Source organism: Nostoc sp. DedQUE12b (genome assembly GCF_034530835.1).
Taxonomy (GTDB): domain Bacteria; phylum Cyanobacteriota; class Cyanobacteriia; order Cyanobacteriales; family Nostocaceae; genus Nostoc.
Window position 1 is genome coordinate 154,563 of the sequence record NZ_JAVRCI010000004.1, and the last position, 23,183, is coordinate 177,745.

The following is a 23,183-nucleotide window of genomic DNA, read 5'->3' on the forward strand; positions in this document are numbered from 1 at the left end:
ATACTTTTTAATCACTTTAGAGAGACAATATTCAAAGCTCAATTCTGAGTAAAGATTTTGGATTTTACTCTAGCGATAGTGAAAGAAAGAGAGTTAAATGGATTTTATTTAATTTAAATTTCTTAATAAGGGACGCATAATCAATTTAACAACTCGCCCCCATGTAAAGTTTAAAATGTACTCTACAAATTTTGGGGTGATAAGTGAAAAAAGCGGCAAGAATAAGGCAGTGAGATTACTAAAGCTAGTAGTAGCAACAACAACACTAGGGATGAAACAAATCAGCGTCCATATCAACCTATTTATAAATTTAGAGTTTATGGAAGTACGACTTTGAAATTGATTAACGACTATATAGCGAGTAGTAGCAAATAATATAGTTAACCCTAACCAAGCAAATATTACTAGCATCCAATTTGCTAGATGGAGATTGTAAACTAGAAAACCAGCAGGAAAGAGAAAAGCTATCTCCCAAACTAGCAGATTTAATTGAGTCCGAAGACAGTTTAGTATTTGCTCAATAAGCCAATAATGCACATAAATAATATTTAAACACTGAGGATTTTGGATAAAATCACTCCTAATTTTGTGAATTATATCGCCATAAAATAAAATATTGCTTTGTAAAATAATATCTTGTTCTTTCCAAAAATATAAAGCTGATGTATCTTCTCTATAATAAGAATTAAAAGTAAGTCCATACTGTAATCTCGATTTATTTTGTAATGATTTACTCCAAAATAATTTGATAAACTTTACGATAAAAGTATTGTCGAATATTTTAAAGTTGTTTTTATTAACTACTAATTTAGTGTATGGTGTAGCGTTCTTATTAAAGCAAATCTTATCGCTAAAACAATTGTAATACCAAAGGTAAGCTAGTAGCTTTGGAGGAATGTACAAAGAGCAGCCTATTTCTCGTGCTTCCGCAATTTGTTTTAAAACAGTCTTATTCAGATAAAAAGTATACTGTCCTGGTTCAACCTTAATTTCAAGCTCAATAGGAGTGCCTTGAGGTATTTGTACAAAGAAAGGGAGTTGAACATCAGCTTCATTGTCTGTGTGTGTTTGTTCGGCGTTCATTGTCGGGATAATTTTGCGATATTTTGTACAATACCAATCAGAAAATCTAGTGTTCCACGCCACTGTTTCTCTCCAGCAACTACCCCTTCATTATGTATTTTTAGGATTAAATCTCTATCTCCTTCAGGTAATTGAAATAGCTTTTTATGATAACGACTAATAATATCTCCATCTAACTGCATAACAGTTTGAGCATAAATAATATCAATATCTACGGTGGTAATGTTATCACTATTAAGTGCCGCTTTGAGTTCAGACATTTTCCGCAAGGTACGAATAAATTTATCATTATTTAAAAGTTCTTCAATCTCTTTCCACCTTTGCTGCAAACTTTTTAGATTATTTTCTTCTCGATCTGCAACAGGAGTAGGAGCAGGCAATATTGGTCGAGCTAACTTTATGTATACCTCATCAGTTGGAAGAATATTCGCTTTATGTTCCACTTGATATTTAAGACGCTCTTGATATTGGATTATTCTGGAGTCTGGGTCACTACTATCATTGCTTTTTTCCAGAAGAATGTAAAAATATTCTCTTTCAAGTTGCGAAAATAGACTTGTATAACGCTTGCGTAATTCTTGAGCTTGAGTTTTTTCTGGTTCTGGTAAATCGTCTGGATTTGGAATTCCTTTGACATCAAAGTAGTCTTTGTCATTTATTGAATAAATCTCTTCATACGCTTGCCAAGCATTAAATTTTGCGCCAGTAATTTGCTCCACAACCATTGTATTTATTTCTAAAGCTGTAATATCATCAACTAATTCATGTACAGATGAGACTACTTTCTCTAGCAAATCTTTGGCTTGTTCTTGAATTTTGTTAGGCATAGTCATAATTTCCTTGATTTACTTAAAGCAAATTAACCTACAGGTTTGGATAAATTCCTATTCTGTAGGTATTTTAGTCTAATTAATATCAATAATTACTGAGGACGGGATAACGATTGTTGTGAAGTTTTACGAGATTTCATAATTTCTATAAAAAATCCATATAACTTTTGCAAACTTTCTATATTTTTCTGCATAATTTCCCGGCTTTCTTTGATTTGAGTTAGATGAAATTCGCGAAGTTCTGTATATGGGCCACTCCCAACAAATTGACTACCAACTTCATTAGTTATATCACCATCAATTAGATTGATTATAGTGTGCATTCGATTACCTGTTTGGGCAATTTGCTGTCCTTGCAGTTGTTCTAAGTGAGTAGATGATTCTGGAACCCAAGTGGTAATTTCTAACTCGACAACTTCAACTATTGCTGTTTGAATAGCATCAATAATTTCATCAATGTTGAATCCTTCTCCCTTACTATTCAGCTTCTTAACTTTGATTTTAAATTCACTACTTGGTTTGCTATATTGACTATTAATTTCCCAATTCTCTATGGATTGACCATCAGTTTCTGGGTTTTTATTAAAAGTATTATTCACCATGATGTTTTAGAGGTTACAGACAGATTTCAATATAAACAAGATACAACTATAGGTTATGTCAAAATTTTTCAGGGTTTTAATAAAAAAAAGTAATTAAAGTCAAAACAACTTAATATTTAAGAAATTTTTACTAAAAAAATTATAATTTCCTACAGCCAAATTTATTTTAGAAAAAGAATAATACCATTTTAGATTTTGGAATAATTGCGTTGCAGCGAATCTAGCACTACCGTAGGATTTCCCCATTGTCCTAAGTAGCGTGATTCTGAAATAATTATTTAATTAGCTTTTGGGCGTTTACTTCAAATCAGTATAAATTAAATATTGCTTTTATACAAAGAATACGTAAATATATTTTAGAGCAAAGATAAGTTTAAAGTATCAATAAGCACTAAATAATAAAATTAGTTTATTTAAGTCAACTTTTTTATCTTACCAAGCAAAGCTTAGACGCACGAGTAGGCCTGACTTTTCTTATAGCACTATGTATACAATGATATAACTGCGATCGCAAAGCCAAGGAAAATATGTTGTTATCTCGTCAAGCTTTTGCTACACCTTTTGTAATTTCTATGTGTATTTTAGGAGTTGGCTTGATTCAATTCCCCAAATTGCAAAAACTAATAAATAGAAAACAATCTGCCTCTTTAGAAACTCTAGAGAAAGAAATAAAATCTGAAAAGCTCCGTCTTAATTTTCTCGAAAAAACGCCTAGTTTTGGTTACGATAACTTTATTGCAGATTTGGTATATCTCAATTTTCTCCAATATTTTGGAGATGATGAAATTCGGGATAAAACAGGTTACAGTTTAAGTCCAGAATATTTTGAAGTTATTCTAGAACGTGACCCGCGATTTTTAGCAGCGTATCACAGTCTTTCGATCAGTACTTCATTATATGCTGGTATGCCAGAACGTGCGATCGCACTATCAGAGAAAGGCTTAAAATCACTATCTCCCTCAGTTCCCGAAAGGTCTTATTACGTTTGGCGTTATAAAGGAGTTGATGAGTTATTATTTTTAGGCAATGCGAAAGCTGCCCAACAGTCTTTTGCAACGGCGGCAAACTGGGCTAGTAAATTTTCAGATCCAGAGAGTCAGCTTATAGCTAATACTTCCCAAAGAACTGCTGAATTTCTGAGTCGAAATCATAACAGTAAATATGCTCAAATTTCTACATGGTCAATGGTTTTAAATAATCATGTTGATGAGAGAACTCAGAAACGCGCAATTAGAGAAATCGAAGCTTTGGGAGGAAAAATAGTTACAACTCCTGAAGGCACGAATAAAATTATATTTCCACCTAAAGATTAAGTTATTGCAAGTGTAATCGAAGATTATATTCATTCAATTATTTTCAAGTTTCTCATACATGATTTATTAGGGTAATACTGATGTCAATAAAATTGGCAGAATCTGACTTTCAAATATTAGGGTGTTTTCCTGTTATTTCTCAGTTGCGCCCGCACCTTGAGCAGGATAATTTTGTAGAACAAGTTCGATATCAAATGAAAGAAGGATATCAACTTGCATTCTTGGAAGTAGAAAAACAAGCTGTAGCAGTAGCTGGATTTCGCATTTCTAATTGTTTAGCATCGGGAAAGTTTTTATATGTTGACGATTTAGTTGTTGATGAGTTGAAACGGTCACACAGCTATGGTCAACAATTATTTCAGTGGCTAATTAAATATGCTAAAAATCATGAGTGTAAACACCTGAGTCTAGATTCTGGCGTTCAGCGATTTGCAGCTCACAGGTTTTATCTCATGCAGCGTATGAGCATTACAAGTCATCACTTTTCAATGGAGTTGTAGCAATAAGCAATTTGGTTGTGACAAATAATATTTTTTGGTATGACGGCAAGTTAATTCACTCTCAAACCCTAGAATTAAACATTAACGATCCGGGTTTACTTTATGGGGCAACTATTTTTACAACATTGCGGGTTTATCAGAACTCGCTAGATAGTAATTTAACTAATTGGCAAGCACATTGCGATCGCTTGCTCTTCTCACTACAAACTTTTGGCTGGCAGCAACCCGATTGGAACCGTCTGCGTCAAGGCGCTCAAATTCTTCTCCCACACTTCCCCGTTCTCAGAATTACCCTGTTTCCTGATGGACGAGAATGGATAACTAGTAGATTATTACCACAAAATTTGATAGAAAAACAAAAAAATGGTATCTCGTGTGCAGTTGCGAGTCCTGAATTTTCTCGCTCGCTCCCCTCTCATAAAACTGGAAATTATTTGAGTGCTTGGTTGGCAAAAACTAGCTCAGATGCTCAAGAAGCAATATTAGTCGATGCTCAAGGAAATTGGCTAGAAACCAGTACAGGCAACCTTTGGGGATGGTACGATCACAGTTGGTACACGCCACCGTTGACAGCCGGAATTTTGCCAGGAATTGGGCGATCGCAACTTGTAAACTGGTTGCAAAACCACCAGCAGCCAGCACGAGAAGAAACTTGGAGCGTCGAGTTAGTCCAGAGATTTGAAGCGATCGCCTACACTAATAGTGTGGTCGAAATTATTCCCATTCATACAGTTCATCTGCCTTCAGGGTCGCTACAATGTAATCCCTACCATCATAGTTTTCAGCTAATAAGGGAGCTTTTTTTAGCATGACAACCACGCCAAATTTGTTATATCTTAAGATAAGTTAACATAATTCTTAATAATCACCTTTCCGAGCAGAGAAGCTAGGCGATTGCGCGAAAAATACCGGAGGATAGACCTTAGTGAATAAAAGATGGAGAAATGCAGGGCTGTACGCGCTGCTGTTTATTGTCGTCATTGCGCTGGGAACAGCATTTTTTGACAAACAACCCCAAAGCAGAGAGACATGGCGATACAGTCGCTTTATTCAAGAAGTTCAGCAAGGCAGAGTAGAAAAAGTCAGTTTGAGTGCAGACCGCTCTACAGCACTGGTTACACCCAAATATGACCCAGCTAAACGGATTGTTACCTTAGTCAACGATCCAGACTTGATTAATACTCTGACTTCTAAAGGCGTTGATATTTCTGTTTTGCCCCAAACCGACGAAGGATTTTGGTTTAAGGCACTGAGCAGCTTATTTTTCCCTGTATTGCTTTTGGTTGGCTTATTCTTCTTACTACGTCGCGCTCAAAGTGGCCCAGGTAGCCAAGCAATGAACTTTGGCAAATCCAAAGCCAGAGTGCAAATGGAACCACAAACTCAGGTGACATTTGGCGATGTTGCTGGTATTGACCAAGCCAAGTTGGAATTAAACGAAGTCGTAGACTTTTTGAAAAACGCCGATCGCTTTACCGCCGTTGGTGCAAAAATTCCTAAAGGTGTGTTGTTAGTTGGCCCTCCTGGTACAGGTAAAACCCTCCTAGCTCGTGCTGTAGCTGGTGAAGCAGGTGTACCCTTCTTCTCAATCTCCGGTTCAGAATTTGTGGAAATGTTCGTCGGTGTGGGTGCATCCCGCGTCCGCGATTTATTTGAACAAGCTAAGACCAATGCTCCTTGTATCGTCTTCATCGATGAAATTGACGCTGTAGGTCGTCAACGGGGTGCAGGTTTAGGTGGTGGTAACGATGAGCGGGAACAAACCCTCAACCAGCTGCTCACCGAAATGGACGGCTTTGAAGGTAACACTGGCATCATCATTATTGCCGCTACCAACCGTCCTGATGTTCTAGATGCAGCCTTGTTGCGTCCTGGTCGCTTTGACCGTCAAGTTGTGGTTGACCGTCCCGACTATGCCGGACGTAGCGAAATTCTCAAGGTACACGCCCGTGGCAAAACCTTGGCGAAAGATGTGGACTTGGATAAAATCGCCCGTCGCACCCCTGGATTTACTGGCGCAGATTTATCCAACCTATTGAATGAAGCCGCAATTCTGGCAGCACGCCGGAATTTGACTGAAATTTCAATGGATGAAATCAACGATGCGATCGATCGCGTATTAGCTGGGCCAGAGAAGAAAGACCGGGTAATGAGCGAAAAGCGCAAAACCTTGGTAGCTTATCACGAAGCTGGTCACGCCTTAGTTGGTGCTTTGATGCCAGACTATGACCCAGTACAAAAAATTAGCATCATTCCTCGCGGTCGTGCAGGTGGTTTAACTTGGTTTACCCCCAGCGAAGACCGGATGGACACAGGTTTATACAGCCGCGCTTATCTGGAAAATCAGATGGCTGTGGCTTTGGGTGGTCGGCTTGCTGAAGAATTAATCTTTGGTGAAGAAGAAGTTACCACTGGTGCTTCTAATGACTTACAACAAGTAGCACGGGTTGCGCGTCAGATGATTACCCGATTTGGGATGAGCGATCGCTTAGGCCCTGTTGCTCTTGGTCGTCAACAAGGTAACATGTTCCTCGGACGCGATATCATGTCAGAGCGTGATTTCTCTGAAGAAACCGCCGCCGCCATTGATGAAGAAGTCCGCAAACTTGTAGATGTAGCCTATACACGTGCGAAAGAAGTGTTAGTGGGCAATCGCCACATTCTAGATCAGCTAGCGCAAATGCTGGTTGATAAAGAAACAGTAGACGCTGAAGAGTTGCAAGAAATTCTGTCGAACAATGATGTGACAACTGCTGCGTTTGCCTAATTTAATCAGAAGTGATGAGTGAAAAACAATTTTTAGCTCTTAACTTTTAAAATTCGGGGTAATTCTGAGATTTTCTAGAATTACCCCGATTTTTTATTTAATTTCTTGGCAAAAGCCCGGCCATGAAGACCGGGCTTTTAATCCGTAATGGGGTTATATTCCCCGGAGGTTCGTTATAAAGTTTCAGTATAAATCGCTAACGCTAATCTGATGATAAAGACTACCACGTGAGCATAATCAGTTCCGGAAAATTAGAAAAATTTTTTTAGATACACCAAAATCAAAAGAGCTATAACTTTGACTTCACAAGGTAAAAGATACAATCTAGCTACAATTTAAGAAGTCTGGATTGTGAAAAAATCCCCGAACCCATTATGTTAGAGTACAATCCATTAGCTTGTTTGCCTTCCTCTGAGGAACTGCCTGACTCTGACGATACCCCTGTGGATAATGAACTACAAGACTTAATTCCTAGTTTACTTAAAGCCGTACTGGCGATGGCATGGGCAGATCGAATGGACTGGTTTTTCGGGGCTGATATGGCTGTTTACTATGACCCCAATCTACCAGCGATAGTGCCAGATGCATTTTTAAGCCTGGGAGTCGAGCGATTTTTTGATGAAAACCTGCGTTTAAGTTATGCAATTTGGGAAGAAAAAAAAGTTCCTATATTGGTACTGGAAGTAGTATCTCAGACTTATCGCGGAGAATACACTACCAAAAAAAACGAGTACGCAAAGCTTAAAGTCTTGTACTATGTAGTTTATAATCCTACTCGCCGCCGCAAGCAACACTTAGAGGTTTATAAATTAGTCAATAACGAGTATCAATTGCTGTCAGGAAATCCTGTTTGGCTACCAGAGGTAGGTTTGGGAATTGGCATAGAACGAGGAATATATCACGGTATCACGCGAGAGTGGCTGTACTGGTATAACGACCAAGAACGACGTTTACTAACGCCGGAAGAACGTGCCCAAATGCTGGCACAAAGGTTGCGCGAACTTGGTATCGATCCTGATTCTCTCCCATAACAACTCGAAATCAGGGGAACTCGAAGATTTTACGAATTACCTTGATTGCGATCGATGCAAAAGAATTTATGCATTCTGTCGCACACCCCTTATGACATCAAATAGATAACTTTCTAAATCTCGATCGGACTAACGTCAAGAGTGACTGGATACTAATCAGTTGGTTAACTTAAACTCTGGATGTCGGTTTCAAAAATAGCCATGCCACAAAGAATGTAGCTGCCGTAAATAGTTGCGTCAAATCCAAAGCAGATAGATAGCCATCTGCAAATGAAGCAATACTGCGATCGGTAATGCCAAATACCCAGGATGACAGCCCAAATAGCCAAATCCCATTCTTGAGATTTCCGACGAATTCTTTAGAGTCCGATCGTTTTTGATCTTTCATAATCTTCTGTTCCGTAGGTGAACAATCTGGTGATTGATGCTAAATACCTGCCATTAGGAATTTTTTCCGATTCCTGACGCTGAATTTACATTTACTATCTATTAACAATATTAATAAATATTTCACCTACTTGACATCCCTACCTAAAGGGACATCTCCTAATGATGACATTCCTCTTTTGGTGCTGTTACCTCCGATAGACGGCAATACGTTGAGTTCTCAGCTTTACAGCGTCAGGTTTGAATACTGAAATCACATGATTTTTATATAACCATATAAATATTTATTTATGCTTTGTATAAAATACCTCATAGGATAGATGCGTTTCCAAAATGTTTTCATATTTCAATTATGTAAAGACTTTGTAGGGTAGCACAGCCAGCTATGCGCCCCTACAAGGAAATGAAATACTTATTTTGGAGTAGATTAATTCCTTACTCTTGACTCAGCACTCAGCACTCTTCACTCTTAACTCTTCACTCTTGATTCTTGACTCAGCACTCAGCACTCTTGACTCAGCACTCATCATCTCACCAACTGCGCGGCAGAATTAAAAAATTGCCGACACAACCCCTTCGTGACTAAAACTGTTGTCAACAAGTTAGCAAAAGCAACCATGAACATAATCAAAATTTCGTAGGAGACAGCATCTAGAGGTTTGACACCAGCTAATAACTGTCCGGTGGTAATTCCTGGTATTGCGACCATACCTATGAGTATCATTTGATTGAGAGTAGGAATCAATCCGGCTTTGATGGCGTCTTTGCGATACTGGCTAACTGCTTGCTCTGGAGTTGCACCTAAGCTTAAATGGGTTTCTATTTCGAGATGGCTGGAATTAATGGTGCTGACAAGGCGATCGCCTGCGATCGCAGCTGCATTGGTAGCATTACCTAAGACTATCCCTGCTAGGGGAATTATATACTGTGGTTCGTACCATCTCTCTGGTTGAACGATTAAGAAGTTGATGTAAAACACTGTCACGGCGGTACTAATTAAAATTGCACCCCACACCAAAGGCAATAAATGAGGAATTTTTTGGCTGATGCGATTTCGTGCGACAATCGCCGTAATTGTCAGCATTATTGCTAATAGCGCCAAAACTGCCCAAGCATTGTCTAAAGCCAAGATGAAATCTAAAATGTATCCCAATACAAGAAGTTGTAAGATGGTTCTCCCAGTAGCAAGGGCTAGGTTCAACTCTAATCCTAATTTTTCCCAGGCAGATAAACCAATGGCGATCGCCATCAATCCCACAGCTATAGCTAAATCCCCGAAATCCAGCTTGATCAGATCCTGCATGGGTTCTCTATTTCCTAATGTTTTCTTCTCCAAGCAGTCTACACAAGAGGAACTTTGATCCGATGTGTTGGATCTTGGTTGATATATATCACTTTCATCAATTCAAAATTCCAAATGGTACGACCTTAACATGGCAAACACCTAGTATGCCTACTATCTGTAAATTAAATGTGCGGTGGTTTACTGCACCACAATTTAAGTAAAAACCCTAATAGATGCGTATCTTGGGCGATAGTCTTTTAGTAGCTCCTCTTTGATTAACAATTCAATCAGCAAAAATTGACTGTCGAAGTGCATCCTTTGTATCTCCCGATAAAATGAGAACTCATGATCCAAAGTGTAAATCCCATCCCAGCCTTTGATATCAAGCAGCAATACACCACCATCGAAGCAGAAGTAAGTGCAGCCGTCTTAGAAGTTTTAGCTTCTGGCCGCTATATTGGCGGCCCCTTAGTCGAAGGCTTTGAACAACAATTTGCCGCTTATAATACTGTTACTGAATGTGTGGCTTGTAATTCTGGTACTGATGCGCTCTACTTAGCGTTACGAGTCTTGGACATTGGTGCAGGCGATGAAGTGATTACAACGCCTTTTACCTTTATTGCAACATCTGAAGTAATTAGCGCCGTCGGTGCAAAGCCTGTTTTCGTTGACATTGACGCGACTACGTTTAATTTGGATGTGGAGCAAGTCGCGGCGGCGATTACATCTAAAACTAAAGCGATAATCCCGGTTCACCTCTTTGGACAACCTGTGGATATGACATCATTGATGGCGATCGCTCAGTCTCACAATTTGTCAATAATTGAAGATTGCGCTCAGTCTACAGGAGCAATTTGGGCCGATCAAAAAGTAGGAAGTATTGGACATATTGGTTGCTTTAGTTTCTACCCTACCAAAAATCTTGGTGGTTGCGGCGATGGTGGAGCAATAACGACTAATGACCCTGCGATCGCCACTAAACTGCGAATACTACGAGATCATGGTAGTAAAATTCGATATTTACACGAAGAAATCGGTGTAAATAGCCGATTAGATGCTCTCCAAGCAGCCATTTTGCAGATTAAGCTACGTTATTTGGATATTTGGAACGATCGCCGCCGAGATATCGCCAACTATTACTATCAGTTCCTCAGTCAACTTCCGGGGATTGTCCCGCCCCAAGAATTACCTGGGGGTATTGGGGTATGGAATCAATACACTATTCGCATATCCGGCGAAGGGCGCAATGGTTCCAGTGCCAAATACAGAGATTGGGTGCGTAGTCAATTGCAAGAACAGGGCGTGAGTTCAATGATTTACTACCCCTATCCTTTACATTTGCAGCCAGTTTATCAAAGTCTGGGCTATCAAATTGGAGACTTACCAATAGCAGAGCAAGCTTGTCATGAGGTTATATCATTGCCTATGTTCCCAGAACTGACACAACAGCAGCAAGATCAGGTGATTTATGCGCTGAAAGAAGTTAGAAGTTAGGAGTTAGGAGTTAGAAGTTAAAAGTTTTGAATAAATAAGTTTCTTCAACTCATTACTCATTACTCATTACTCATTACTCATCACTCCTAACTCATCACTCTTAACTCCTTACTACATTTGCAGTTGCTAAGGCTTCTACTAAGCCACGCACAGCAGCAATCATTGCGACTTCGCTATTGAGTTGATTAATGGCGGAACCAACACCAACACCAGCAGCACCAGCCGCGATCGCTAATGGTGCGGTAACGTTAGAAATGCCGGAAGCACACAATACTGGCACTGACACTACACGGGAAATCTCAAAAGCTGCTGCCAAGGTGGGAGCAGCTTTTTCAATTAATCCTAGAGTTCCGGGGTGAACTGGGTTACTGCTAGTACCGCCTTCGGTTTGGATAATATCGGCTCCAGCTTTCACCAGTTCTTCTGCTAGCTGTACCTGTTGATCTAGTTCCAGGATGTGAGGAACGGTGACAGATAAGGTAATTTCCGGGAGGAGAGCGCGAGTTTGCTTAGTCAGCGCTAGCACTTCTGGAGCCTCAAAACGCCGTCCTTGAGCATAAAAGGAATCGAAATTTCCAATTTCAATTAAATCAGCACCAGCTGCCACTGCTTGCACAAATTTCTCTGGTTCTACTGCTGAAACACAAATAGGTAAATTTGTCAAAGTTTTAGCTAATTGGACTAAAGCTGGATCGGCGGCAATATCGACAAAAGTAGCACCGCCAAATTCAGCAGCTTTGACAGTAGCAGCGACGCTAGCGGCGTCGAAGTTATTTAAACCGCTGATCACTTTTAGAACGCGGCGGTTAGTAAATGCACGTTGGAGTGTGGAATGCATCGTCATAGTTTGGCTTTTGAAGCTACGAAAATTAGGTATATTCTACCGTCCCTCAGTTGATGAGAGACTAAATCACTATAGTAGTTGCCAAATATTGATAATTTTATCCTTATTGCCACTAGTCAAAGTTTTGCCATCTGTACTGAAAGCGATCGCATAAACTTCTAATCCGATCCATCTATGTCTGTAGGGTTTTTACCACTATCCTAGTCAAACTCTAGAGGCCACAAATCTGCAATTGGTACTTCCCATCCTGGGAGCAGTTCGGGAACTGTTAAAATATCGCCATCACGAAGTATTATTGGCTCTTGTCCAAAGTTGTAAACTTCAACAATCCGCTCATCTGGATTGAGCAAAATTCCTACCTTAGTTCCCAAACTCAGAAATTCTTGAATTTTGGCTCTCAGATCCTCTAAATTATCGCTAGGGGACTTCACCTCTACAGTCAAATCGGGAGCCAATTGAGCAAAAGACTTGGGGCTACGACGCAAGCGTTCGGCTAAAACAAATGAAGCGTCCGGTGCGCGCAAATCGGAATTAGGCAACCTGAAACCGGCGCTAGAAGCTGCTGTTCGTCCAAGTTTGCGCGGTCTAACCCAGTTACGTAGCTGGGCTACCATTTCAGCTGCGACTTCATCTGATTCGTATCCTGATGGACTCATAACAATAATATTACCCTTGACTAGTTCCATGCGGAAGTCAGGGTGCTGTTGCTGCATTTGTTCCAAGTCTTCAAGTGTTAGGGACATAAAATCTCTAGTTACACGCCTCTATATTAATTATGGAGACAACAGACCTCTCCAAGTGCGATCGCCCTATGAATTTCCGTGACTTTTTACGGGATGTGGAAAGGGAAGATTGGTTTTACTAAATGAATTTTCCTAATTACTAATTACTTTCCGCGTTTTCGATCAAACTTTATTTTTTAGCACTATGACTTTAAATACCAAACCTATTTTTGATACCCTGGCTGATGAAGGATCTGTCATTGACTGGAAGCGATTGCTGGCTGAAATCCTGGACGCTTTCGACTGCTCTACAGGTACCATCCATACCCTAGTTCAGGATAGCCAGCTATTGCACCTAAAGGCTTACCAGGGTATTCCAGAATTCCTGTTGCCTAAAATGACGGTAATTCCCATTGGCAAAGGGATGGCCGGTGTCGCCGCCGAACGCAAGCAACCTGTACAGATTTGCAACCTGCAAACGGATGAATCGGGGCTGGCTAGGCTCTCAGCAAAAGAAACGAAGGTAGAAGGCTCGATCGCGATGCCGCTAATGCTAAACGGTCAATTACATGGTACTTTGGGCATTGCCAAGCTGGTTCCCTACGAATTTACTCCAGAAGAGAAAGAGATACTGATGGAGATTGGAGAGGCTATTAGCCGGAAAATCGTCAGTTAAAATCAACTAGCGACTAAATCTTTTAACTCTCTTTCTTTAACAAATCTCTACAGTTTTATTGCCAATAGGTATATAACCAGAAAAATCTGTCAATATTGCTCCTCTAAGATTTTCTTGTCTCCCTCATTCCCCTAACTTTCCCTTCGCATCTAAAAACTTCAATTGGTGGTATAAACAGCTAATCTGCATTAAATTGACACCTGCTGCTTGGGCTTTCCGTAATGGGTTGCCGAAAATTGCTTCTACCTCTAACGGACGATGTTCGTCGTAGTCAATTTTCATGCTGGGGCGGTAAGGTGTCATTTTGACAGTATAATCGAGCATTGTTTGAATGAAGCGATCGCTAATAATCCGCCCATAACTTTTTGCCCCCGCCGCTACCTCATACATCAACTGTTCGACTAACTTGCGGGTGTACTCATACGCCATTAATTCATCAGTTCTAGCGTTGAGAATCACAGAAAGCCCATTGTATGGGATATTCCACACCAACTTTTTCCAACGTGCTAGTAGTAAATCTTCAGCTAATTCAATTGAGATCCCAGCGCTTTTAAAGTCATCAGCAATTTGCTGCATCCTCTCAGTTATCCCACTAGGCTGATAATTAGGGGTATATTCACTGAAGTTAATTTGCCCATAGTCTAGATGGTATATATGCCCTAGCCCCACTTTGTTAGAACATAAAAAGCACAATCCGCCGATAACAGTTACATTACCAACAATTTCAGCAACTTCCTCTTCTACACCAAGTCCATTCTGTAATACCAACACCACCCCATTATCTTTAACTACAGGTGGCAACATCTTTGGTAGTAAATGGTTTTGCGTCGTCTTCAGTGCCACCACTACCACATCGCATTGTGGCATCTTTTCTACGTCGTTGTAGGCATGGACTTCAGGAAGGGTAAAGTCACCGTCTTTGGACTCTACCACTAAACCATATTTCTTTACCTGTTCGTAATCACTCTTGAGCAAAAAGTGGACATCCAACCCAGCTTTTTGCAGTCTGGTGCCATAGAATCCACCTAATGCTCCAGTTCCCAGAATGGCATACGTGCGATCGGACATTTATTTTATAACGGAATTTTCCTAGAAACATCATAAGGTGATGTCTGACAGGAGTACGCATCTAGATGTAGTTTTTTCAACGCCTGATTTGAAATATATTTTTGTTTAATAAAACTTAAAATAGGTTTATTATCCTTTAAAATCTTTTGCAGAGATTTAGGTAAGATATATGGCTGATATTGTTGATATTGCAGTTACGGCTGAGTCGTTTAAAACACTGGTGGCAGCTGTACAAGCTGCTGGTTTAGTAGAAACATTAAAAAGTCCTGGCCCGTTCACTGTCTTTGCACCAAATGACGATGCTTTTGCCAAATTACCAGCGGGAACTATCCAAACTTTGTTACAAAACATTCCCCAGTTAACGCGAATTTTAAAGTATCATGTCGTTTCCGGAAAGCTGCTACAGGATGATTTAGCACAACTTGGCACGGTTAATTCTGTGGAAGGTTCAACGATTAAAATTCATTCTTCTGATGGTTTTGAAGTTAAAAATGCCACAGTTTTAGCAGCAGATATAGAAGCTGATAATGGTGTGATACACGTTATCGATACGGTAATTTTACCGGGTTAATTCAGCTAGGGTGGGTGTTTTCCACCCTACTTATCCAAAATCTTTATAATTAACTAACTATTGGTAGTATCAAAACGCAGTTCAATAGTTTAATTTATGTTATGTTTGCAATGTGATTACTCACTCCTCTGTTAATCTAGATTTAGTTATTTTAAAATAAATTAAATTAAATTCTTAAAAAGCTAACATCTATCCCAACAAAATTAATGCTCGATTTTAACACCTTAGTAGAGTTCTCTCGTGGCAACTGCGTAAGTATTTGTGCATTTCTTGTACCAGCGAACTTACTTGTCACAATTTTAACGATAAGCCTGGTAGCGTTACGTCGTCCATCGCATCAAGTTTGGCAATCTGCTGGAATCGCTAGCTTTTTCGCTTCTGTAATGATATTGCACGTATATACTTGGTTCATGATTGGCGTAGTGATGGCTCCTACTTATATTTTGCTGTGGCTAGCAATCACCTGTTTGGTGACTAATTTTGCAGCAATTCTTTTTCAAAGACGCTACAGTAACAGTCCTAGTCTTTCCAACTGAAGTCTATAGGTGATATTTTAGACCTCTCCATTCATGCTCAAGGATGGCATATAGCCAAGAGTCTCGCCATTCTCCCTTAATCCAATGGTGTTCTCGCAAATACCCTTCCTGCTGCATTCCGATTTTTTGCATAACTCTTGCTGAGGCAATGTTTTCTGGGTGACAAGTGGCAAAGATGCGGTGTAAGCCTAACTCCTGAAAACCAAAGGATACAAGTGCTTTTACAGCTTCAGTTGCATATCCTTGTCCCCAAAATTCCTTAGTAAAAGAGTATCCAATAGAGCCTATTTTGTTGTCAGCATCCTGAACAGATATGCGACAGATACCAATTAATTTATTTTGGGGTTTTAAAGTTACTCCCAAAGCAAAATGCTGACGGCGTTCTTCCCCTTGCAATGAAATCTCTCTTTGCAAAAAGTTTTTGGTATCTTCTTCGCTATTCGGGCCAAAGGTTAAATAACGCACAACTTCATGATCGCTAGCGTATTGATGAACCCCTGGCCAATCTGATTCTACAAAGTCTCGCAGTACGAGACGTTGGGTTTCTAGTGGTATCATTTAGGAAATTCTGCACGTAATTGATTGACTACCCGATCTAGTCCTACAGAATGGGCAGCTTTGAACAATAAACGATCGCCTGTTTGCACAAATGTCTTCAATCTAGCCACCAATTCGGCATGAGTTGCAAAGCACTCCGATGGGATACCCTCGGCACTTTGAGCGATCGCTTCGGCGTCTTCTCCATCTACTAAAACCAACAAGCCATCTAAATTCAATTTTCGTACTGTTTCTCCCACTCGCTGGTGCAACTGCTGCGATCGCTCTCCCAATTCTTTCATTGCACCCAATACGGCAATTTTCCGCTTTCCGGGTGTATCTGCTAATAATTGCAACGCTGCAATCATAGCTTCTGGTGCAGCATTATAAGTTTCATCTAAGATTACTACATCATTGGATAAAGTAAATCGCTGCGATCGTCCTGTGGGCATATCCACCATCACACGTGTTTTGAGGCTTGCCCAATCGATCCCCAAAACCTTTGCCACTGCTAAAGCTGCCAAGAAATTAGTCGCATTATGACGACCAGGTAGAGGTAGAGGTAGTTGCATTCCTGCGACTTCCACAGTCTCGTTATCAATTAATTGCCCTTGAATATCCCCACCAGAGAAGCCGTAAGTTAAAACTTCTCCGTGCCAAACTTTCCCTGCTGTGGCCATTAATAAAGGATTGTCGTGGTTGAGAATTGCCACACTATCAGCAGGCATTTCGGCTAACAACTCACATTTTGCCTCAGCGATCGCTTCTTCGGAACCCAGTAACTCAATATGTGCCGTTCCTACATTGGTAATCACTCCAATTGTCGGCCGCGCTATTTGCGTCAGTTCGGCAATTTGTCCTCTACCGCGCATCGCCATTTCAATTACGGCGTAGTCATGTTCTGCGCCAAGTTCTAAAAGAGTTTTTGGGACTCCGATTTCGTTGTTGTAATTTCCATAAGTTTTGTGAACTCGTCCCTTTGTTCCTAAAACTGCGGCGATCAATTCTTTGGTTGTAGTTTTACCCACGGAACCCGTGACGCCAATTACAGGAATATTAAAGCGATCGCGCCACCATCTGCCAATTCGTTGATATGCCTTGAGAGTATCTTTTACCTGTAATACAGGAAATCCCGGATTTTCGTATTCAAAATCTACAATTGCAGCTATTGCCCCCTTTGCGATCGCAGTTGGCACAAATTCATGTCCATCAAACTTATCGCCTCGGAAAGCGACAAATACTTCACCCGGCTTCAAGGTACGGCTATCTGTTTGGATACCGCTAGTTACTTGTGTTAAAGCAGTTTCAGATAAGTTTACAGAATGGCCCAAAATAACTTCAACCAGTTGGGTTAGGGTGGCAGAACAACGCATAAGGAATTTACAATTTAAAGTTCAAAATCATAAAATCGAATTATGACATAATATTGTTGAGATGAGATAATTTATACGATCAATGTAGAGACGTTGTAATGCAATATCTCTAGACGATATTGAATTATTGCCAATAATCAAAGAACAGTAAAAAATAGTGGCAAAGAAGCTCAACTTCCCTGCCACGCCTTGTTTATAAGCTACTTATACAGTTTAATCAGCTAAGGACAATGGGCATAACAAGTTATGTTCTATCACCCTATGCACGATTTTTAATCAAAATTACTTGCACAATTTGTATTGCTATCTCACTAGAAACACCTAAAGCTTGATATAAATCATTTAAGAAGTTTTTTTCTTCTTCAGGTATAATACCTTCAGCTAGGACTAGATCGGTGGCTACTGCAAAGGCTGCTTCCCGCAAGTCTTGAGATAGAGAATCTTTGGCTGCATTAAATAAGGCATTAAAGCCATCACCCTGGAGAATGCCCAAGATATTGTCAAACAGCCTGTTTATCATTTCATTGGGATAACTTTTAAAAAGTTTCATCCGAGACAGCACAGAAATGATAGAATTTGCTTGCTCAACAGAAAGATAACCGTCTGAGGCTGTTGCCGTCAATATGATGACAGCAAAAGCTTCCGCTGGATTGAGTGCTGCTTGGGTTTGGCTTTCTGTACCCAACACAGCGTCGAATAGACCCATTGTAGTAGCTCCTTGGTTAGAGTCCCAATAGCGTTACTGTTACCTGTATATTTGGTAGATTTACAGGTAAGACTAAAACGCTATGAGACTTTCATACTTTAGTGTTCCCAGGATTTATTCACGGCGAACACTTGTATCCAAAGGTTTTTGGCAGGAACTACATTGCCATCTTTAAACTTAGCGTTCTCCTGTCTTTTCTATTGTCTCAATTACCGCCAAACCTATACTAGAAGCTGCCATTAACAGTACTACTGAGATCAAATAGGCGTTGGTCAGCATTCGTAGGGCTTCGTCGAAAAAAATATAGGTGGTCATTGCTTCACCTTTTTAAATTTGTGCTGCTTGTGCTTTTTATTTCTCCACACCCGGATAGGTGAATTTCGCTGAGAAACTGCTAGCAATTGCATCTTAACAAAACTTTAGCTCTTTCATAACCCTGCTGAAAATTTTTCTTTCTGAAGATTCGATGAAGTTTAGAAAAAAGGGTATGGAGCATGGGGCGAAACAATTCCGTTAGCGGAAGCGGGGTGTTTAGCCCGTTGCGAGTTCTGAGTTCCGAACTCAGCATATTTTGTAGCTGATAGATAAGCCCATACCAGTACCTTTGCCGATGGGTTTCGTGGTGAAAAAAGATTGATCGCACTGTTTCAAGTATCCCACAAGCATTGTCAGCGATCGCAACCGCACCAACTACACTCCTTAATAAGGAAACACCAACAGAGCTTGCAACCAGTTTGTGAGAAATTTTCATAACTGTATGTCAGCTATAACCGCGTCAGTATTCAGTGTTCCCAAATCTTCGCAGAGAATTTAGGTTATTATCCTTGGTAACTGTGATCGTCAGTATATATATCAGGTATTTCGTGAAATGGGATAAACAAGACAAGCTTAAAGTAAACAGCGTTCAATCGTCGCTACAACTGATTGAGAAAGAGTATCAAAATCGTAACCACCTTCTAAGCCAAATAGAATTTTACGAGTTAGCCCCAAACAGTAATCAGTAAATAAAGCGTAGTCTTCTGGCTGTAAATTCATACTTGCCAAAGGATCTTCTGCATTGGCATCGTAACCAGCACTGACAATTAGTAAATCTGGCTGAAAGTTGGCTAAAAATGGTACTACCTGTTTTTCAAATAGTGGCTGATATATTGCAATATCACTACCAGGGCGTACTGGTAAATTTAATACGTTATTGTGAAAACCTCGTTCTGTCGATCTTCCCGTACCAGGATAGCATGGGTATTGATGTAGGGAACAATAGGCGATGCGTGCTTCAGTTTCAATGATCGCCTGAGTACCATTACCATGATGTACATCCCAATCAAGGATGGCGACGCGGTTAATTCCAGGTTGCTCTAGAGCAAATAAAGCGGCGATCGCGGCATTAGAAAATAGACAAAAGCCCATCCCCGCATCACTTTCAGCATGATGCCCTGGGGGACGCGCTAGTACAAAAGCTGGATTAGCCGACCCTAACACAACTTCAACTCCATCTAACCATGCACTGACTGCCAACAATGCCACATCATAACTACGCGGGGAAACTGGTGTATCTCCATCCAAAGGGCCGCCGCCACTAGAGGCGATTTGCCAAAGTTTTTTGATGTAGGCTGGGCTATGTGCTTTAACCAACGAAGACATCAATGATGGCTGTTCTGATGCTGGTGTAGGCGAGTGCCAGGTAATTTTATCTGCGAATGTAGCTGCTTTTAGGGCATTTGCGATCGCACTTAAACGTTCTGGTTTTTCGGGATGATATTTTCCAGTCTTGTGATCTAAAAATTCGTCGGAATAAATGACTGGCAGCATAGGACGAAAAAGGTTGGCAGCAGGACAATGAATTTTATTGTATCTTCACTGGTACAAACAGTTTTCCCTTGCACTAGATCGTTGGTCGTTTACTTTCGAGGACTTCTGTTGCTTTCTGTCCAGAAAGTGGGCGGTAGAATAAAAAGCCCTGTACCTCCTCACAGTTGATAGATTTCAAGAATTCCAATTCCTCTTCCTTCTCTACCCCTTCGGCTGTTAACTTTAATCCCAAGCTGTGTCCCAAGGTAACTATTGCCTGGATAATATGAGCTACTTTGGTATCCTGCGTCAAATATTGAATGAAAGATTTATCTATTTTCAGATTGTGGAGTGGCAAAAGCTGTAGGCGCGAAAGTGAGGAATGACCTGTACCAAAGTCATCGATGGAGATGTAAACACCCATCTGCTGTAGCTCCTCTAACACCTTTGTGGTAAAACCCAAATCCTCAATCGCTGTGGTTTCCATAATTTCTAATTCTAAAAAGCGAGCTTCTAGACCTGTTTCTTCTAAAACCTTGGCTATAGTCTCTACCAATTTGGGTTGGCGGAATTGCTTTAGAGAAAGATTGACAGCGATCATAATCGGCGGCAATCCAGCATCTTGCCATGCTTTATTTTGCCTACAGGCCGTCTGTAGAGTCCATTCACCAATGGGGACAATTAATCCACTTTCTTCGACTAGGGGAATGAACACACTGGGGGCAACTAATCCCATCTCTGGGTGCTGCCAACGCAACAGAGCCTCCATACTAGTAATTTCCCCTGTGGCAATGTTCACACGAGGTTGATAGTACAGCGTAAATTCATTGCGTTCTAGCGCATAGCGCAAGCTCTTTTCTAAAGTTAGGAGTTCAGGATTTTTAGCACTCAGGGAAACACTGTAGAATTGGTAGTTATTCCGTCCTTTGTCTTTGGCGTAGTACAAAGCGGCATCTGCATGCTGGATTAGTGTTTCGGCGTCAGGGCTGTTGTTATCAAGTAAGGCAATACCGAGGCTGGCAGTGACATAAAGTTCATGCCCTTGAAGATCAAAGGCATCCTCAAAGGCTTGTAAGATTCTCTGCGCCACCAAAGTTACCTCTTCAATATCATTGACTCGTGGCAGTAAAATAGTAAATTCATCGCCTCCCCAACGGGCTACAGTATCTCCGCCTCTAAGTGAGTCTTTTAATCTTTGAGAGACGCTTTGTAACAATTGGTCTCCCAGAGTATGCCCTAGAGTATCATTAATGACCTTGAAGCTATCCAGATCGAGAAAGATTACAGCTAAACTTTCGTCATTTCGAGTGGCGTTGGGCAGAGTTTTACTGAGCAGCTCGTTAAATAGTAGACGATTGGGCAATCCTGTCAGCAAGTCATGGAGGGCTTGATAGCGAATCTTTTCTTCTACTTGCTGACGCTGCCGCGCACCAATTATACTAGCGGCCATCGTCAAAAGAGTAGATTCTTCGTGCTTTGACCAATGACGCTCAAAGGTGCAGTCTGCCAAGCCAAGATACCCCCAGAAATCGTTATCCAAGCGAAGAGGCACTAAGAGAAGGGATTGAATGCCATCTCGAATCAGGAATTCTTGTTCGGCGACAGGAAATTTGGGGGTAATTCCGCTAATGGACTGGCCGCTAGAGAGAACTGTGTACCAACGGGCTAATCCAGGAGCTTGATAAGGCTGATTCTGCCAATGGTGGTGGGTAGATTCAATAAAAGATTGCGTCCATTCAAACCGGAGGCTAACTGCTATTTCCTCTGTAACAGGATGGGGATGGTTCTCAAAGAGGTAGGCACGATCTGCCTTGGCAGCTTCGCCCAGTACAGCGAGAGCTCGATCGATACCAGTTTCGTAATTCATTTCTCCTAGCAAATAATTGGCAGCTTCTGCAACTGCTTGTAACAAGCGATCGCGCTGGCGCAATTCAGCTGTAGCTTGCTTTTGCTCTGTAATATCTCTAATAATAAAAGTTCTAATTAAATCACTTTCAGGAAGATAGAGAACGGATTGTTCAAAAACTTCTGTACCTACTTCCACCTCCCGCACAAAAGAATTTTTTTCTAGATTGTTAACTCCAATCAACAGTCCCGTTAAGATCGGGTGTTCTGTCCCAACTTCCCTAAGATTGGGAAACTTGATAGCTGCGGCTGGATTGAGATAAGTAATTCTTCCCTCGAAATCCATCTCAATAATTGGATTGGGAATGAGTTCAGGAAAGGATGCTAGCCGAGCTAGGGCGGACTCACTAGCTGCTTCAAAGCTAGGATCGATGGCTAAGGTTTGAAAAGGATTGGCAGGACTGCCTTGCTCTGATAAAAAACCAGATAAGTCTTCGACATCAAAAGATTCAGAAAATGCTTGTTCTGAAATATTGGAAATAGCATAATATTTAGCCTGAGCTTTATTACTACCAAAAGCAATAATATCTCCATGCCTAAGATTATGAGAAAAGCATTTAGTACCATTCACAAATAAGCCATTAGTACTTCCTTTCCCCTTATAGTTACCATCAATAATCTGGAAGCCATATTGGTCAGTTTCTGGAACAGTAACTCGCAATAAAATTGCATGTTGCATTGATACTGACCGGGAAGCCAAGACAATAGTGTTTGCAGGATGCCGCCCCAGAGAATAAGTAGTCTCTCGCAAGGGGACAGTTCGCCGCCCTTCTAGGTCTTGGATGACCAATAGATGGCGTATTTTTTCCCGCTCATTTCCTTGCATGGCTGTTCCTCAAATTTCTCATATAATTAATATTTATGTCTTAGTCTGAAAAAGACTGCTCCTATAAATCCAGAATTTCAGGCTGCACTTCTGGTAAAATCTACTTAGTCAAATTTGTAACTATCTGCGTAGACGTAGCCTGGATTTTTCTACGAGACGCTGCGCGTAGCGTGCTTCCACATTCGCGCAGCCTGCCGTAGGCAAGTGGTACGACAAAGCTCAGTGACCACCGCAAGCATCGCAAAATTGGTATGAGGGTATAGACCAGCCTTTACCTTCATAATTGACCGCACTCAGCGCTAACGGAACTAAGCACTCTTCTTTTTATAGAATGAGTTG

Annotated in this window: 24 protein-coding genes; 9 read left to right on the forward strand and 15 right to left on the reverse strand. The window is 40.7% G+C overall.

Going from position 1 to position 23,183, the window contains the following annotated elements; genetic code table 11:
* Positions 1-108: 108 nt before the first annotated feature.
* From RMY16_RS03670 to RMY16_RS03680, 3 genes are all read right to left on the reverse strand, one after another.
* A complete protein-coding gene (locus RMY16_RS03670; RefSeq protein ID WP_322735216.1) occupies positions 109-1,083 on the reverse strand; it encodes a hypothetical protein in 975 nt (324 codons plus the stop codon).
* A complete protein-coding gene (locus RMY16_RS03675) occupies positions 1,080-1,910 on the reverse strand; it encodes a hypothetical protein (protein ID WP_322735217.1) in 831 nt (276 codons plus the stop codon). Before RMY16_RS03675 ends, RMY16_RS03670 begins: the two co-directional genes overlap by 4 nt.
* 95 nt (positions 1,911-2,005) lie before the next feature.
* Entirely contained in the window at positions 2,006-2,515 is a 510-nt protein-coding gene (locus RMY16_RS03680; protein WP_322735218.1) for a hypothetical protein, read from the reverse strand.
* A 527-nt stretch (positions 2,516-3,042) separates the two neighbouring features.
* Here RMY16_RS03680 and RMY16_RS03685 point away from each other — a divergent pair.
* The 5 genes from RMY16_RS03685 (at position 3,043) to RMY16_RS03705 (ending at position 8,126) form a co-directional block, all read left to right on the forward strand.
* Entirely contained in the window at positions 3,043-3,828 is a 786-nt protein-coding gene (locus RMY16_RS03685) for a hypothetical protein (protein WP_322735219.1), read from the forward strand.
* A gap of 80 nt (positions 3,829-3,908) precedes the next feature.
* On the forward strand, positions 3,909-4,328 hold the full coding sequence (locus RMY16_RS03690; protein ID WP_322735220.1) for a GNAT family N-acetyltransferase: 420 nt from the start codon (positions 3,909-3,911) through the stop codon (positions 4,326-4,328).
* Positions 4,329-4,345: 17 nt separating this feature from the next.
* Positions 4,346-5,140 (forward strand): aminotransferase class IV, encoded by a 795-nt coding sequence (locus RMY16_RS03695; RefSeq protein ID WP_322735221.1) that lies wholly within the window; start codon positions 4,346-4,348, stop codon positions 5,138-5,140.
* Between the two features lie 113 nt (positions 5,141-5,253).
* Complete coding sequence (gene ftsH3 / locus RMY16_RS03700) at positions 5,254-7,095, forward strand: ATP-dependent zinc metalloprotease FtsH3 (protein WP_322700383.1); 1,842 nt, start codon at positions 5,254-5,256, stop codon at positions 7,093-7,095.
* Between the two features lie 374 nt (positions 7,096-7,469).
* On the forward strand, positions 7,470-8,126 hold the full coding sequence (locus tag RMY16_RS03705; protein ID WP_322735222.1) for a Uma2 family endonuclease: 657 nt from the start codon (positions 7,470-7,472) through the stop codon (positions 8,124-8,126).
* A gap of 169 nt (positions 8,127-8,295) precedes the next feature.
* Here RMY16_RS03705 and RMY16_RS03710 read toward each other — a convergent pair whose 3' ends face one another.
* Together RMY16_RS03710 and RMY16_RS03715 are read right to left on the reverse strand one after the other, a co-directional pair.
* Positions 8,296-8,514 (reverse strand): hypothetical protein, encoded by a 219-nt coding sequence (locus RMY16_RS03710; protein WP_094350008.1) that lies wholly within the window; start codon positions 8,512-8,514, stop codon positions 8,296-8,298.
* 525 nt (positions 8,515-9,039) lie between these two features.
* Complete coding sequence (locus tag RMY16_RS03715) at positions 9,040-9,816, reverse strand: ABC transporter permease (protein WP_322735223.1); 777 nt, start codon at positions 9,814-9,816, stop codon at positions 9,040-9,042.
* A 327-nt stretch (positions 9,817-10,143) separates the two neighbouring features.
* On the opposite strand from RMY16_RS03715, the gene RMY16_RS03720 reads away from it, so the two are divergent.
* Complete coding sequence (locus RMY16_RS03720; RefSeq protein ID WP_322735224.1) at positions 10,144-11,292, forward strand: DegT/DnrJ/EryC1/StrS family aminotransferase; 1,149 nt, start codon at positions 10,144-10,146, stop codon at positions 11,290-11,292.
* Positions 11,293-11,392: 100 nt separating this feature from the next.
* Here RMY16_RS03720 and RMY16_RS03725 read toward each other — a convergent pair whose 3' ends face one another.
* Together RMY16_RS03725 and RMY16_RS03730 are read right to left on the reverse strand one after the other, a co-directional pair.
* Positions 11,393-12,136, reverse strand: coding sequence for a DUF561 domain-containing protein (locus RMY16_RS03725; protein ID WP_322735225.1), 744 nt, complete (start codon positions 12,134-12,136; stop codon positions 11,393-11,395).
* A 200-nt stretch (positions 12,137-12,336) separates the two neighbouring features.
* Positions 12,337-12,879 carry a Uma2 family endonuclease gene (locus RMY16_RS03730; RefSeq protein WP_322659554.1) on the reverse strand — a complete coding sequence of 181 codons (543 nt, stop codon included), beginning with the start codon at positions 12,877-12,879 and terminating at the stop codon, positions 12,337-12,339.
* A 184-nt stretch (positions 12,880-13,063) separates the two neighbouring features.
* On the opposite strand from RMY16_RS03730, the gene RMY16_RS03735 reads away from it, so the two are divergent.
* Positions 13,064-13,534, forward strand: coding sequence for a GAF domain-containing protein (locus RMY16_RS03735; protein ID WP_322735226.1), 471 nt, complete (start codon positions 13,064-13,066; stop codon positions 13,532-13,534).
* 123 nt (positions 13,535-13,657) lie between these two features.
* On the opposite strand, the gene RMY16_RS03740 is transcribed toward RMY16_RS03735, so the two are convergent.
* On the reverse strand, positions 13,658-14,602 hold the full coding sequence (locus RMY16_RS03740; protein WP_322735227.1) for a putative 2-dehydropantoate 2-reductase: 945 nt from the start codon (positions 14,600-14,602) through the stop codon (positions 13,658-13,660).
* 169 nt (positions 14,603-14,771) lie between these two features.
* Between RMY16_RS03740 and RMY16_RS03745 the strand changes: the two genes are divergently transcribed.
* Complete coding sequence (locus RMY16_RS03745) at positions 14,772-15,173, forward strand: fasciclin domain-containing protein (protein WP_322735228.1); 402 nt, start codon at positions 14,772-14,774, stop codon at positions 15,171-15,173.
* Between the two features lie 206 nt (positions 15,174-15,379).
* Positions 15,380-15,709, forward strand: coding sequence for a hypothetical protein (locus RMY16_RS03750; protein ID WP_322735229.1), 330 nt, complete (start codon positions 15,380-15,382; stop codon positions 15,707-15,709).
* A 3-nt stretch (positions 15,710-15,712) separates the two neighbouring features.
* On the opposite strand, the gene RMY16_RS03755 is transcribed toward RMY16_RS03750, so the two are convergent.
* The 7 genes from RMY16_RS03755 to RMY16_RS03785 all read right to left on the reverse strand — a co-directional run bounded on the left by RMY16_RS03755 (position 15,713) and on the right by RMY16_RS03785 (position 22,844).
* Entirely contained in the window at positions 15,713-16,267 is a 555-nt protein-coding gene (locus RMY16_RS03755; RefSeq protein WP_322735230.1) for a GNAT family N-acetyltransferase, read from the reverse strand.
* Complete coding sequence (locus RMY16_RS03760) at positions 16,264-17,619, reverse strand: UDP-N-acetylmuramoyl-tripeptide--D-alanyl-D-alanine ligase (protein ID WP_322735231.1); 1,356 nt, start codon at positions 17,617-17,619, stop codon at positions 16,264-16,266. Before RMY16_RS03760 ends, RMY16_RS03755 begins: the two co-directional genes overlap by 4 nt.
* Positions 17,620-17,878: 259 nt before the next feature.
* Positions 17,879-18,325, reverse strand: a complete 447-nt coding sequence (locus RMY16_RS03765; protein ID WP_322735232.1) for a tellurite resistance TerB family protein — start codon at positions 18,323-18,325, stop codon at positions 17,879-17,881.
* Positions 18,326-18,502: 177 nt separating this feature from the next.
* Positions 18,503-18,640: a hypothetical protein gene (locus tag RMY16_RS03770; protein ID WP_322735233.1), complete on the reverse strand. Its 138-nt coding sequence runs from the start codon at positions 18,638-18,640 to the stop codon at positions 18,503-18,505.
* A 79-nt stretch (positions 18,641-18,719) separates the two neighbouring features.
* Entirely contained in the window at positions 18,720-19,076 is a 357-nt protein-coding gene (locus tag RMY16_RS03775; protein WP_322735234.1) for a hypothetical protein, read from the reverse strand.
* Between the two features lie 137 nt (positions 19,077-19,213).
* Positions 19,214-20,134, reverse strand: a complete 921-nt coding sequence (locus RMY16_RS03780) for a histone deacetylase (protein ID WP_322735235.1) — start codon at positions 20,132-20,134, stop codon at positions 19,214-19,216.
* Positions 20,135-20,207: 73 nt separating this feature from the next.
* Entirely contained in the window at positions 20,208-22,844 is a 2,637-nt protein-coding gene (locus RMY16_RS03785; protein WP_322735236.1) for an EAL domain-containing protein, read from the reverse strand.
* Between the last annotated feature and the right edge of the window lie 339 nt (positions 22,845-23,183).